We start from the raw sequence: 13,932 nt of genomic DNA on the forward strand, positions 1-13,932 counted from the left end.
ATTCATCATGTCACATCACCTACTTTCCATTTAGTTGTTATCAATATAGCTAAATTTTCAGAAATTGTCAATTACAATATTATAAGCATTTATTCCAATCATCCACGCATACAATGAACAAAACCATTAAATGCGAGGAGATGTTGGATTGCCTAAAATCATTTCAATTAGCACATATCAACCACCTTACACATTACAGCAAGATAACGCAGAGGAACTAACGAAAGAGCTTTTTTATGCAAAAATTCCAAAACTAGAGCGCTACTTAAAGGTTTTTGAAAATGGTGGCATCGACACACGCCATTTTTGTGTGCCAGCTGAATGGCATCGTACGAATCACTCCTTTGAAGAACGTAATAATTTATATATTGAGTTAGCTACACACTACAGTGTAAGTGTCATTCAAGCATGTTTAGCTAATACAGCTTTTTTATCCTCACCTATTCCTACTGAGGACATCGATGCCATCATTTTTGTTAGCAGTACAGGAATTTCAACACCTAGCATTGACGCACGTGTTATGAACAAGCTTCCCTTTTCAGACCTACTTAAACGCATTCCTCTATGGGGTCTTGGTTGTGCAGGAGGAGCCGCTGGTATAAGCAGAGCCTATGATTTTTGTAAAGCCCATCCACATGCAAAGGTACTTGTCGTTTGTGTCGAGTTATGTAGCCTCACTTTTCAGCCAAATGATTTTTCTAAAAGTAATTTAATTGGTGCTTCTCTTTTTGCCGATGGTGCAGCATGCATACTTGTTGGTGGGGATGAAGCAGCTATCGCAACAAAAAGGCCAACCCCTAATATTCTAGCTACAGGTTCTAAATGGATGCCAGATTCGGAAAATGTAATGGGTTGGGATGTGAAGAACAACGGGCTTCATGTCATTTTCAAAAAAAGTATTCCTTCTATTATTACCAATTGGCTCGGACCTTTCATTGAGCAATTTTTAATGGAACAAAGACTGTACAGCGAACAATTGACTCATTTTATTGCGCATCCGGGAGGAAAAAAGGTATTAAAAGCTTACGAAGATACACTTTATCTATCTCCCAAAAAAACCGACATTTCTCGGGAAATATTGAGACGACATGGTAATATGTCATCACCGACAGTGCTATACGTATTAGAGCAGTTTATGTTAAATGAAGGACAAGTGGAGGATACAGGCTTGCTCGTAGCTCTTGGCCCTGGTTTTTGTGCAGAAGCTGTATTATTAAACTGGAGGGAGTAACATGATCTTCTATTTTATTTTTATCCTTGTCGTTCTACAAAGATTGACAGAAGTTGTCATTGCCAAGCGCAATGAGAAATGGATGCTTTCACAAGGAGCCTATGAAGTAGGTGCTTCACACTACCCCTATATGGTAGCCATGCATATTAGCTTTTTTCTGTTTTTAATAGTGGAAATCGTCACAAACAACAATGGTATCTCGCCCTTATTTCCGTTATTTTTTATATTATTTTTAGCAGTGCAGGCTTTGCGGATCTGGTGTATTCGCTCTTTGGGCACTTTTTGGAATACAAAAATCCTCATTTTACCTGACGCACAAGTTGTTCGTAAAGGGCCATATGAATATATGCGCCACCCCAATTATGCGGTAGTTTGTTTAGAAATCCTTTTGCTACCACTCATGTTTCAGGCTTACTTTACAGCATTTTGTTTTACATTACTCAATATTACAATGCTTTCTGTCCGAATACCTATAGAAGAAAAAGCATTACGAGATGCTACTAATTATAATCGTGTATTTCAAAAGAAGATTTCGGAGTCTTAGCCGAAATCTTCTTTTCTTCTTTATTGCCATTCCCAGTTAAAGGGATCTTGTAGACTTTCCCAAGGGTTCTGAAACTCTTCATTTGTTAACAGACAGTTGTCCAACTGTTTAGTGATGTCTTCTCGATCTAGATCAATGCCAATAATCACAAGTTGTGTCATTCGATCTCCGAACTCTTCATCCCAATCTTCCAATACTTCAGGGCTTTGCTGGAATACATCCTGCTGCTGGGCTTGAGAAAGTGCCGCTACCCAATAAGAGACTGGTTCAATTTTTGCAGATGACCCCGCTTGCGATAATAATAGCGCAACTTCCTGATGTCTTGCACTCCAAATAATACCCTTCGCTCGTACTATTGAATCTGGCATGTGATCACACCACTCAACAAAGCGCATCGGATGAAACGGTCTTTTGCGTTTATAGGTAAAAGAAGAGATCCCGTACTCCTCAGTCTCTGGTGTATGGTTTTCATGACCAAGCTCCAACTCCTTTAACCAACCAGCCGATTCAGAGACACGTTCAAAGTCAAAGCGCCCCGTATTTAAAATTTCAACTGGATCAATAACACCATTTGTTGTACGTATAAGTTTTGCCTCAGGCTGTAATGCACGTAAAATACGTTCTAATCGCTCAAGCTCCTCTGCGGATACTAAATCGCACTTATTTAAAATAAGGACATCACAAAATTCAATTTGATCAATAAGAAGGTCTGCAACATCACGCTCATCTAATTCACCAACAGCTTCCTTCCGCTCCAATAAGCTTTCCCCAGACTGAAAATCATGCCAAAAACGATGGGCATCTACGACAGTAACCATTGTATCTAATCGACAAAACTTCGTTAAATCAATGCCAAGCTCCTCGTCTAAATAACTAAATGTTTGTGCAACTGGAATCGGCTCACTAATCCCTGTCGATTCAATCAAAATGTAATCAATATTGCCTAGCTTCGAAAGACGTTCCACCTCCTGCAATAGATCCTCTCGTAATGTACAGCAAATACAACCATTCGATAGCTCCACAAATTTCTCTTCTGTACGTGATATACCGCTACCATTTGCGATAAGCTCCGCATCAATATTAATTTCACTCATATCATTCACAATAACAGCGACACGTAAATCCTTTTTGTTTTGCAATACATGATTCATCATTGTTGTCTTACCAGAACCTAAATATCCACTCAATACTGTAACAGGAATTTTCTTTGTCATTTTTACAACTCCCCAAATCGTAATCATTACTATTTACAATTTGTAATTAAATCATATTACTTTGGAAAATGCAAAGCTTTTTATTACTAGTGAAATTAAACTTGACAATCTCCAATGAGAAATATATTGTATAAATCGTAATAATTACTATTTAAAAGGAGGTCCTTCAATGCGTGTACAAGTAACGCTAGCCTGTACTGAAACAGGTGATAAAAACTATATTACTACTAAAAATAAACGCAATAATCCCGAAAGATTGGAGCTTAAAAAGTACTCCCCTCGCCTGAAGCGTGTAACCCTGCATAGAGAAACAAAATAATATTGGAATGGGGGGTCATGATGAGATCCTCATGAGCGGTTCTGACCTGTTTTAGAGCGGTGTCTTCTACTTTGTGAGCGAGGTTAACCTGCTTTGGAGCGCCTTCCTCTTCTTTGTGAGCGGTTGAACCTTCTTAAAAGCTTTTTATGCAAATCAAAAAAATGACTGTTTCAAAGGCATACTTTTGAAACAGTCATGATGAAATTTTATAGCTAAAGCTGCTCACTATTGATTTCTAACGCTAGTTCATTCAATTTCTCATCTAATTCATCGAGCATGCGTAATCTAAAATCTATTTGTTCATCAATATTAACTCCTTGTTTCATTGATGTGCTACCATCCTTAGATTGTTTCTTTAATGCAACTATTTCATTGGATAATCTCTCAATATCTAGATTTTTCGTCTCTAACTCACTTAGTAAATGTCGATGAAGGCTGTCCGATTCTACTTTCTCTCTATGGTATTTTTCTAGTGTCTCTAAAATATTCTCCATTTGTTTACTTGCTATGGTTGTATAGTCACTTAACTTTTTATCTATGCCTTCCACAATAGACCTTTCATTTGAATCGATCGAAGCCTCCTTCGATGCTTGAAATTTGTCCATCAATGACTTTTTTTCAGCCCGCAATTCTGCCAATTCCTTTAATAATGCCTCAATGGATGCAATTTGCTTTTTTCTTTGTGCTTCTCTCTTCTGAATTTCTTCATCGTAAGCTTGCAATTCTTTATCAAAGTCTCTTTTCAACTTTAGGAGCTCCATCGAAAGTTCTTTTTTATGCCTTGTTAATTGAACATTTTCTCGTTCAAGTCGAAGAACCAAAGCATAATAATCACTATCTCTAAGTCTTTTTACTTCATTTTTGTACTTGGCTAACTCGGCCCTTAAAAAAATAATCATTTGTTGGAGCTGTATTGGATCATTGTTTTTCACAATATCATTGTCCATCATCACACCCCCTAGCCTGAATATCTTTTTAGTAAATCGACCACCTCTTCAAGCTGCTCTCTACTTTCCTCTAGTAAATCATCCAGCTGCTTCATCCATTTTTCTTCTAACTTTGAATTCTCTATTTGTTCAACATGACTCTTTTCGCCTGAAACAAGATAAGCCATTAATAGCTGTAATGTACTTTTTTCAAGAAAGGCAAAGCTATTATCTTGTTCATTACGACGACTTAGCTGTTCCTTTACTAATTGTTGAATTACACTACCGAACTCTTGTTTTTCGTTGTCACCCATTGTCTTCCTCCTGTGTTTGGCCCATTCCATTTAGATTAATTGGATTTAAAACAACAACACCTTCTGTGAGCTGATCGCAATATGTAAAACCCATAATCGTGCCTGAATATGATAAATTATGGGACCATTTTATTTGAAAATTGGTAAATGAAATGGTTTCATTCGGTTCGATTGTTGATTTACCAACTGGTCTCAGCCAATACTCCTCTTTGCTTGATTTGTCATTAAAACGCTCCCACTGACTCTGCCCCTGAGTTTTAAAATTCGGAGTGAAATTTTCATGAACATATCTCCCTGAAAAGTAAAACGGTGACTCCTTGGGTATTGTTATACACAAAGATGGGTTCGTGACGGCTGCACTACCAATATTACGAATATGATAGGAGCCTAAACATAAACTCTCTTGCTCAGGATCATAAGAAATATTAAGTGCAGTTGTAAAATAACTAATGAGGTTAATCCTATTCGGAATTGCTAATTCCTCAACCAATCTTTTAATATCATGAACATAGGCATTTGTTTGTTCTTTTAGTGCCTGTATCTTGTCTTCAATACGATCTGCCACTTTAAACCTCCTTGTTATTTCCATTAAAAAAAGAGAGGATTACCCTCTCTTCATAGTATGACTTTCTTCTTTTTGTTATCACAATTAACCAACAGTTGGGAAAATAACTGGGCATTGTTGTGGACGAACCGCAGTTGGACATGAGAATGGTAAGTCTGCTCTTGGTTCGCAGAAAGTTGCTAAAAATTCCACAGTAACTGGGAATGTAGATTGAATACTTTGACAAACAGCAACAGTAATTGTCAACGCAGAGAACGTGATTGTACCTGCTGCAGCACCTGTTCCAACACTAAGTGTTCCAGTTGTACAAACGAAGCAATCTAAATCTGTGTATAAAATTTCAACGTCTGTTCCCTTAGGTGCACATAATGTCACTTGCTCACAGCGAGAAACTGGAATATTATTGCTTGTGAAAACAGTACCATTAGGTAAAGTAACGACAATTGTTAGAATGAAGTTCTTTTGAACATTTAGATGTTGCAGACAAACAGTTGATCCATCAATAGAGAATTGGCGATTCTCACGGTTCAGAATCACAATTGGATTTGTAGTTGCTGGAATTACTCGACAAGTAACAATAGCACCTGTTAAGTCAGTAGTTGCTGTAACACCTGGGAATGTAATTGGTCCAGTAGGTGAAATATCAAACGACATTTCTTTTACAATCCAGTCGTATACCTTATCAACATTTATACAGATTAGTTCCTGCGCCTGGGATGGCATATGCTCTTGCATCCTTTTGACACCTCCATAAAATTTTTATCTTTCGTTTGTAGCATATGTTTTTCAGCTATAAGTGCATGGGCTAACAAATAGTTACATTGGATATTTATTAAAATCAATCAAGATTTGTTTTCATACACTTCCCTCATTAACGATACGAATCAAAATGTTGAAAGAACCGTTATATTTGTAACAGAAAGTCAATATTTTTAATAAACTAATAATGGACTGAAAGGGGTGAACTACAATGGAAGAGTCAAAATTGTATACCACTCAAGAAATTGAAAATTTAAAGGAAAAAATTGAATCTTATAGAGAATCGTTAACCTCGTTAAAAATGGGGAAGTCAATTGAAGATTTCCTTTATATGAAGCAGGAGTTTGATGGACTAAAAACACAGATGGACCATTTAGAAGGGATTACAGAGACATTGGATACTAAACAAAATTCATATATAAAAGGATACGACGATCAAATTAGGGTTCTTTCAACACAGCTTGAGTCTTTGAATCAAACCATTGAAGGAATGAACCAAGAGATTTTATCAATTTTAAATAAACTGTTGCCAGTTAAAGGAAATGATATAAAAACCATAATGCCCTCCATTGACATGCCTGCTCAAACCTATTCTAATCTTTTACCTAGACAACCTAGAATGACACAGACAGCAGATCAAACTACAATTACATCAGCACAACCTTCTTATAGACTACTACAAAGTGTGGCAGGTAAAGCCAAAAACCACCAACCAAATGTAAATATCGGGGGTCCCTCTCCTCAGAATGGTCTACCGGAAACTAAACCTGAAGAACGGCATTTTAATCAGCAATATTTCCAATCAATCAATACGCACCCTAGCCAAATATACAATGGTTTATACAGAAACACGACAGTTGAATCCACCTTCCATTTTAAAAATGCCATGGATGCAAAGGAAGTTCCAGTAAGTGTATATGATCCATCTGCCGTACAGCCTGCTTCAAGAGAAGAAAACATCGAGAATGATACTTTACAATCTTCTATAGTTAATGAATCAGATAGCACTAAAACTGAAACATTAAATAATCCTATGGAGGTTGTGAAAATTGAGAATGAACATAACAATCTTGAGAATCCCATTGTAACGAATGAATCGATAGAACAAGTTATCTTGGAGCAAATTAGCGACCCTGTTAGTCAAGACATTGAAGCAATAGCTAGTGAGCCTCTCAACCAAATCATTGCAGAAACAGTAGCAGAACCTGCAGCTATAGATCATTCTCCTTCATTAGAAACAGAAGAATATGTTGAAGTGTATCATGCTGATGCAACCTATGAGGTTCATCCGTCCTTTGAAGAAGAGATCATGCAACTTGAATCTGTAAACAAGCCGATTGAGGAAGAACATAAAAAGGGAAAAAACTCATTTTTCGATTTCTTTAAAAGATGGAGTTAACAATATCTTAAACATCCACTATGTCAAAACATACATAGTGGATGTCTTTATGTGTTAAATAAAAGCAGTCATAAAGAAATCATTGAATTTATAGGTGAAATAGATAATTGCCCTTAACCCCTAATCTGAAATGAATAGAATAATGAAGAAAGGGGGTGTAAAAATGTGTTTGAATAACTCAATGTGTGGCTGTTCAGGTAACGGTCATGGTAACGGGGAGTGTACTGCACTGGGACCTTTTGTTGCAATTGACGCTGCATGTATTACTCCACCAGTAGCTACTGGTTCTATTATCCCATTCTCATCAGGAATAACTCCTGTTGCATTAGTAGCTGCTGCTACTGGTTTAATTGCAACTGTAAGTCTTGTAGGTTTTGGTACAGCAGTTCCAGGGATTACTCTTGCTGGCGTTAATATTGATTTAACAACTTCTGCTGCTACAGAAGCATTTACGGTTCCACGTCCAGGTACTATTACATCTATTTCTGCTACAATCTCAGCAACTGCTGCTTTAACTCTAACTGGAACAGCAACTGTCAGAGCACAGATTTACCGCGCAGTTCAAGGAAGCAATGTATTCAGCCCTACTGCAGCATTTGTTGATTTATTACCACCTTTACCACTAATAGCATTGGCAGTAGGTACGATTGCAAGTGGTAATGCAAACGTTTCAGTACCTGTAAGTACTGGTGATCGTTTACTAATGGTATTCTCTATGACTACTACAGGAGTTGCTGCTACACTTGCTGGTAACGCAAGTGCTGGTATTACTATCGTATAAAATAAACTTAAATAAAAAATGAAAACAAGTGATTTCCTCATTAGCAGAAATCACTTGTTTTTTCATAAAACATCCATATTTATTTAACCAAAGCATTCTGAATATGTGCCAAATGATGCTTACCATGCCATGCATAAAGGCCAATTGCATGCTCAAGAGTCGTTAGGCCTGAATCAGGATGATTAAAGGCTCTTTGTAATTGTTCATCCGATAAGCTTGACAGTAAATAAACCCAACGTTCATGTAAGCTTTCAATTAAATTAAAAGAAATTGCTACTGGCATTTCAGAATCTGGTAGCTGTGCCCATTCTGCCTCATTGTATGGCTTAATGGTTGGTACATCCTCTGTTAACGCTAGCTTAAAACGAATATAGCTATTCATATGACTATCAGCAATATGATGGACTAGCTGTGTCACAGTCCAGCCATTTTCACGGTAAGATTTTACTAAGTCTTGCTCGCTTGCACCACTTAATGCCTCTGCAAGTTGTTTTGGTAACAAACGAATTTCATTAATCCACTCTAGTACTTGCTGTGAATTCATTTCTTTGGGAAATTGGAATTGTCCAATGGGATAACGTAAATCTTTCATACTGCTGACCTCCATTTTATTTTTTATATTACCAATTTAATATTTTTCTTGCTACAACCATGCACTGTAATTATCTATGTTCAATAGCTTTTCGCATTTAAATTTCTGAATGGCGTCTTCAGCATCTTGTGCATTTCAGAAATATGAAAGCAATACACAATGCAAGCTTACATGCGCACACCATACACCTCCTTTCCCAATACATATACAAACATCAAAAACCCTTATTTTATAAGTATAAATACTTACAAAATAAGGGTTTACTATTATTCCTGGATATCGTATATCAACGTATCAAAGTATTTTTCATTTGTATACAGTAGAATAGCCCATTCACCAGGCTTAGGAACTTTCACATGAGAAGGTGTATGAGCATCTGCTCCATTAACAGGTCCTCCGAGTCCTATGCTCCAACCATTCGCTAAAATCGGTTGTATGACTTTAGAGTCTCTATGGTATCCAATAACTGTTAATTCTGTATCTCGTACTTCATCTATTCCCCATAGATGCCACATCCATTTTTGTGTGCTTAGACTAGGCATATTCGCACCAATGACACCCGACTTATCAGCATTACCAATAATGCCTCTATCACCAAATTCCACTGCCTTTTGATTCCAATCAACTGATGCAATATCACTTTCTTGCACAAAATCAGGTAGATCCTCTGGCATTGTAACATTTGCTTTGTCTGTACAACCCACTAAAAATAATAGCAATATACATCCAAATACAACTCGTTTCATAACATCCCCCTTTCTTATGAAACGTTTGTTTTAACCAGATTGTTACAGATAATTCTGTAAATTATGAAACTATCATTTTATCGTACTCTTTACAATATCAACTAATGACTTTAATGGATGGAGAATTGTAATCGCCGTGTGATCTTCAAATCGTTGTGCTGCATCCACCATCGATAGCTGGGCAACTGATATGGATTTTTCTTCAGCTGACAAAGTATGTAAAGCCCTTAAAATAGCATCATCATAGGCTTCCTTTTTCCCCTGCATAATGAGATTAAATGTATGCTCAATAATTTTTCCCTCTACATCTACTGATACTCCTTGATGCTTAGCATATTGGTGAAGTCTTGCCATCGTTCCTTCGACAGTTGCAGGATTTGTAAAAAGAATAAATTGAGGCTGTTGCTTACATATACTTTCAAAATAGGGCTCATCTATCTTTATGATAGGGATCGAGGGATCGAACAAAGTTTCATCCTCTAATAAAGCAATATAATTTGTACACGTTATTAAAATGGCATCCACATCACAGCTAATTATCCATTCAATTTGCTCCTTAACTTTACGTGCTAAACCATCACTACCTTTAGACACGTGCTGTATCACGCCAGGGTCTACAAAATGGAGTATCTCTATGTCTTCAGCGCTTTGAAAAGCCTGCTCAATGTATTGTATATTGGAATAATGAGCATGCAAGCAGGCGACCTTTTTTCTCAATTAAACTCCTCCTCATTGGAAAGTCTCTTTTCCATTGTTGCTATTATTAGAGAGTTACCATTACGATTCTTCACCATTTCCTCTTTCGTTACAACATAACCTAAAGAACGATATAACTCAATATTACGTGGAACACTCATACGTACTTTGCACTGACTAATTGTAATCCCCTTCGATAGTGTATATTGTTCAAGCCAAGAAATTAGTGTTTTAGCTAAACCTTGTCCCTGTCTTTCTGGGATAACTGAAAGTCTAAAAAAATAAATTCCCTTTGTACTGAGGGTAAACCTTACCATGGCAACTGGCTGTTTTTCGATATAGCCAATAAACGCTTGTTCACTTTGCTGCATTGCCTGCTCAATAGAATCCACCGTTTCACTTAGTGCACTGGATGGTGGAGTAGCTTTTTCATATTCTTGAAACGCCTGTAGCATCACCTGATGTATAACTGGGGCTACCTTGCTCTGTGCTAAAACAATTTCCATCCTAAACCACCTCTCATCGTTTTTTATTCATAATAGTGCATATTAAAACAAAAAGAAACCGTATTATTTCGAATACGGCCTACTACTTAGTATGTTTGTTTTTCACTTTTGCTTCCTTTTCAATATGCTTTCTCGCTATTTTCAAACGTTGGATATCCTTTTTCTTAAGAGGAATAATCTCTTCCTTCATCATCTTAATATAAGAAATCATTAATAAAAGTAACACCACTGTAAAGGGTAATGCAGCAATTAACGAGGCCGTTTGTAATGCTTCAAGACCTCCTGTATACAATAAAACACCTGAAATAGCTGCCATCAAAACACCCCATACAAACTTTGATAAAATGGTGGGATTTAAAGATCCTTTTGTCGTCATACTTGCCATAATAAAGGTGGCGGAATCAGCAGAGGTAATTAAAAATATTATGATTAAAAGTATTCCAATTGTGGATGCAATCATTGAAAGTGGTAAGTGTTCAAAAAGCTGGAAAAGAGCAACCGTTACATCATTATGAACAGATTGAGCGATTTGTGCATCTTGATGTAAATCAAACCACATCGCAGTTCCTCCAAAGGTCGCGATCCAAAAGCAGGCAATGAGGGGCGGAATAATTAATACACCTATAATAAATTCTCGTATAGTCCTGCCTTTGGATACACGAGCTATAAAGGAGCCTACAAATGGTGACCAAGCAATCGCCCATGCCCAGTAAAAGATTGTCCAATCCTTCACCCAAGTTCCACCAACATATGGCTGCATCCTTAAACTATATTGAATAAAATTTGAAATATAATCACCAATAGCTAATGTAAAGGTTTCAAGTATAAAGATTGTTGGGCCTGTAATAAAAACAAATAAGAGTAAGACGATTGCTAAAGTCATATTGACATTACTCAGAATCTTCATCCCTTTTTGTAGACCTGTTGTGGCTGATAACATATAGCCAATAAACATGATAAGAATAATGGCCACTTGCAAGATAAATGTATCTGGCAAACCAAAGACAAATGTCAAACCTCCATTTGTTTGTAATACGCCTAGCCCTATAGACGTTGCTACCCCCATGACGGTAGCAATTACGGCGAGAATATCGATCGTTCCTTTAACGACTCGATTTGTTCCAGTGACAGGCTCTAAAGCAGTGGAGATGAGCATATTTCTTTTTTTATTGAATTGTACAAAGGCCATAACAAGGCCCAATATGGCATAAACAGACCACTGGCTTAATCCCCAATGAAAGAATGAATATCCCATCGCCAGTCGGGCTGCATCCGTTGATAGCGGTTTTGTGTCACTGAAGGGTGGTGAAAAATAATGACTCATTGGCTCAGCTACTCCCCAGAAGACCAAACCGACACCAAGTCCAGCTGAAAAGAGCATGGAAATCCAAGTTAGAAAACTAAACTCAGGGCGACCATCTTCCGATCCAAGGCGAATGGTACCATATTTGCTAATTGCCAAGCCAAATAAAAAAATAACGATAATAAAGACTGACATTAAATAAAACCAGCCAAAATAATCCGTTGTCATATGAAATACGCTGTTTGCTACGTTCTTAAATTTTTCTGGTATCGTTGCTCCGATAATGACCAAAAGAAAAATTGCTCCACTTGAAATAAGAAATACTGGGTTTCTTAAAATTTTATTTTGCATACAGCGCCTCCATTTATCCCAGACAGATGACCAAATTTCCTTTATTATGCGTATCATTCGTTAATTTTATTAATAAATAAAAAAGAAACCGCATTATCAAAAGACAATGCGGTCTACTATTAATGTGATTTATGCATAAAACGTATGGCTCTACTCATAACAGTTGGTACGATCGAAGCATGATTTTCGTTTAAAGCCTCATAAAATTCAACATTCATTATTTTTTCTAATACTGTCGCCATTTGGCGCGCATCATCCACCATAAAGGTTTCAAGTTCACCAGCGCTCAAAAACAAAGTTTCGTTCATGTCTTGATGCTCGTTCAGAAATACTGAAGCACACTGCACTAATTCATGCTCATTCCACCAAATGGATGGGCTAATAGCTAGATAGCGCTGGAAGCTGGATTGGTGGTGAAATAGTTGCCACAGTGCAAAGTAACCTCCTAGGGAATGACCAAATAAAGCTTGCTGTGCTTGATTTACTGGATATTGTGCCTCAATCGTCGGCTTTAGCTCTTCTTCTATAAAGCGACTAAAATCCACTGCTCCTCCAAGCTTCTCATGACCTTTTCCTTTAAATCTTGCTGGATAAATATAAGACTCCGCAGGTGCTGTAAAATCATAAAATCTTCTTTCACGCATATCGTCGCCATGACCAATTCCAATAACAATAGCTGGAAGGATACCTGTTTTTGGTGCATTACGACTTTGTAGACGCACCGCTTCCTTTACAAGGTTAAAATAGGATGAGCCATCAAGTACATACAAAACTGGAAAGCCATCTTGTGGCGCTTCCTCCTCTGGCACATAGATATTAATCGTGTACAAATAATTTGTCAATTTTGAAGTCATATGTTGTGTAATGTAGTCTACTTTAGTTGTATTCATTAGATATCCTCCTTCAAAATTTCATAGCCATAACATACAGGTGTATTGGTTACAGGATCTTCCATAATGCGTGCATCAATATTAAATACTTTACGCATTACCTCAGCACTTAAAATTTCCTGTGGCGTGCCAGTTTGCATAATAGTACCCTTACGCATTGCAATAAGATGATCTGAATATCTGGCCGCGTGGTTAATATCATGTAGAACCATCACTACTGTACAGCTGTGGTGCTCATTTAAACTTTTAACAATGTCCAATACCTCTAGCTGATGCGCCATATCTAAATAAGTAGTAGGTTCATCCAATAGCAAGATATTTGTTTCTTGTGCTAAGGCCATAGCTAGCCAAACACGCTGACGCTGACCTCCTGAAAGCTGGGCAAGCTCCCTATTTCGATATTCCATCGTATTAGTAACTGTTAAAGCCCATTCAATCATTTCCTCATCCTTATTCGTTAAACGATTGACATTGTTGCGATGTGGATAGCGACCATACGCAATTAACTCCTCCACTTTCAATTGACCAGGAGCTATCGGTGTTTGAGATAATATTGCTAGTTTCTTGGCAATATCTTTAGTCGATAAATTTTGCATATTTTGCTCCTGCAAATATACCGTACCTTGTTGTTTTTTTAAAATACGTCCTATCGTTTTAAGGAGTGTAGATTTACCACAACCATTTGGACCGATGATTGTAGTCACTTTGCCCTCTTCTATCGTTAAATTTAACCCTTCAAAGACACGTACCTGCTCATAACCTGAAGCCAAATTTTCCATTCTAAATGCAGTTTGCA

17 protein-coding genes are annotated in these 13,932 nt (G+C 37.2%); 5 read left to right on the forward strand and 12 right to left on the reverse strand.

The window, feature by feature from the left end; genetic code table 11:
- Positions 1 to 148: 148 nt before the first annotated feature.
- Positions 149 to 1,231: a 3-oxoacyl-[acyl-carrier-protein] synthase III C-terminal domain-containing protein gene (locus tag MKY76_RS21705; RefSeq protein WP_342557140.1), complete on the forward strand. Its 1,083-nt coding sequence runs from the start codon at positions 149 to 151 to the stop codon at positions 1,229 to 1,231.
- A gap of 1 nt (position 1,232) precedes the next feature.
- Entirely contained in the window at positions 1,233 to 1,775 is a 543-nt protein-coding gene (locus tag MKY76_RS21710; RefSeq protein WP_036079526.1) for an isoprenylcysteine carboxyl methyltransferase family protein, read from the forward strand.
- Positions 1,776 to 1,795: 20 nt separating this feature from the next.
- Here MKY76_RS21710 and MKY76_RS21715 read toward each other — a convergent pair whose 3' ends face one another.
- A complete protein-coding gene (locus MKY76_RS21715; protein ID WP_066037980.1) occupies positions 1,796 to 2,989 on the reverse strand; it encodes a GTP-binding protein in 1,194 nt (397 codons plus the stop codon).
- Positions 2,990 to 3,158: 169 nt separating this feature from the next.
- On the opposite strand from MKY76_RS21715, the gene rpmG reads away from it, so the two are divergent.
- Entirely contained in the window at positions 3,159 to 3,308 is a 150-nt protein-coding gene (gene rpmG, locus MKY76_RS21720; RefSeq protein ID WP_004231780.1) for a 50S ribosomal protein L33, read from the forward strand.
- A 212-nt stretch (positions 3,309 to 3,520) separates the two neighbouring features.
- On the opposite strand, the gene MKY76_RS21725 is transcribed toward rpmG, so the two are convergent.
- From MKY76_RS21725 to MKY76_RS21740, 4 genes are all read right to left on the reverse strand, one after another.
- Positions 3,521 to 4,258 carry a hypothetical protein gene (locus tag MKY76_RS21725; RefSeq protein WP_313870665.1) on the reverse strand — a complete coding sequence of 246 codons (738 nt, stop codon included), beginning with the start codon at positions 4,256 to 4,258 and terminating at the stop codon, positions 3,521 to 3,523.
- 8 nt (positions 4,259 to 4,266) lie between these two features.
- Positions 4,267 to 4,548, reverse strand: a complete 282-nt coding sequence (locus MKY76_RS21730) for a hypothetical protein (protein ID WP_112116799.1) — start codon at positions 4,546 to 4,548, stop codon at positions 4,267 to 4,269.
- Complete coding sequence (locus MKY76_RS21735) at positions 4,541 to 5,113, reverse strand: hypothetical protein (RefSeq protein WP_048394104.1); 573 nt, start codon at positions 5,111 to 5,113, stop codon at positions 4,541 to 4,543. Before MKY76_RS21735 ends, MKY76_RS21730 begins: the two co-directional genes overlap by 8 nt.
- Before the next feature lie 84 nt (positions 5,114 to 5,197).
- Positions 5,198 to 5,848, reverse strand: a complete 651-nt coding sequence (locus MKY76_RS21740; protein ID WP_004231775.1) for a hypothetical protein — start codon at positions 5,846 to 5,848, stop codon at positions 5,198 to 5,200.
- Positions 5,849 to 6,083: 235 nt separating this feature from the next.
- Between MKY76_RS21740 and MKY76_RS21745 the strand changes: the two genes are divergently transcribed.
- Together MKY76_RS21745 and MKY76_RS21750 are read left to right on the forward strand one after the other, a co-directional pair.
- The gene (locus tag MKY76_RS21745; protein ID WP_342557141.1) at positions 6,084 to 7,271 is read left to right on the forward strand and encodes a hypothetical protein; all 1,188 of its coding nucleotides are present in this window, start codon (positions 6,084 to 6,086) and stop codon (positions 7,269 to 7,271) included.
- A gap of 163 nt (positions 7,272 to 7,434) precedes the next feature.
- A complete protein-coding gene (locus MKY76_RS21750; protein WP_048394100.1) occupies positions 7,435 to 8,052 on the forward strand; it encodes an exosporium glycoprotein BclB-related protein in 618 nt (205 codons plus the stop codon).
- A gap of 79 nt (positions 8,053 to 8,131) precedes the next feature.
- On the opposite strand, the gene MKY76_RS21755 is transcribed toward MKY76_RS21750, so the two are convergent.
- The 7 genes from MKY76_RS21755 to MKY76_RS21785 all read right to left on the reverse strand — a co-directional run bounded on the left by MKY76_RS21755 (position 8,132) and on the right by MKY76_RS21785 (position 13,915).
- Positions 8,132 to 8,644: a YfiT family bacillithiol transferase gene (locus tag MKY76_RS21755; protein ID WP_048394098.1), complete on the reverse strand. Its 513-nt coding sequence runs from the start codon at positions 8,642 to 8,644 to the stop codon at positions 8,132 to 8,134.
- Positions 8,645 to 8,910: 266 nt separating this feature from the next.
- Positions 8,911 to 9,390, reverse strand: a complete 480-nt coding sequence (locus MKY76_RS21760; protein ID WP_257961886.1) for a hypothetical protein — start codon at positions 9,388 to 9,390, stop codon at positions 8,911 to 8,913.
- Between the two features lie 72 nt (positions 9,391 to 9,462).
- Positions 9,463 to 10,107: a hypothetical protein gene (locus MKY76_RS21765; protein ID WP_112116802.1), complete on the reverse strand. Its 645-nt coding sequence runs from the start codon at positions 10,105 to 10,107 to the stop codon at positions 9,463 to 9,465.
- Positions 10,104 to 10,592 (reverse strand): GNAT family N-acetyltransferase, encoded by a 489-nt coding sequence (locus MKY76_RS21770; protein ID WP_342557142.1) that lies wholly within the window; start codon positions 10,590 to 10,592, stop codon positions 10,104 to 10,106. The genes MKY76_RS21765 and MKY76_RS21770 overlap by 4 nt, the downstream gene beginning before the upstream one ends.
- Positions 10,593 to 10,674: 82 nt before the next feature.
- Complete coding sequence (locus tag MKY76_RS21775; RefSeq protein ID WP_257961884.1) at positions 10,675 to 12,246, reverse strand: BCCT family transporter; 1,572 nt, start codon at positions 12,244 to 12,246, stop codon at positions 10,675 to 10,677.
- 119 nt (positions 12,247 to 12,365) lie between these two features.
- On the reverse strand, positions 12,366 to 13,136 hold the full coding sequence (locus tag MKY76_RS21780) for an alpha/beta hydrolase-fold protein (protein WP_112116804.1): 771 nt from the start codon (positions 13,134 to 13,136) through the stop codon (positions 12,366 to 12,368).
- Positions 13,136 to 13,915, reverse strand: coding sequence for an ABC transporter ATP-binding protein (locus tag MKY76_RS21785; RefSeq protein WP_066038038.1), 780 nt, complete (start codon positions 13,913 to 13,915; stop codon positions 13,136 to 13,138). The genes MKY76_RS21780 and MKY76_RS21785 overlap by 1 nt, the downstream gene beginning before the upstream one ends.
- Positions 13,916 to 13,932: the final 17 nt, after the last annotated feature.

It is taken from the genome of Lysinibacillus sp. FSL P4-0201, assembly GCF_038593425.1.
GTDB classification, from domain to species: Bacteria; Bacillota; Bacilli; order Bacillales_A; family Planococcaceae; genus Lysinibacillus; species Lysinibacillus capsici.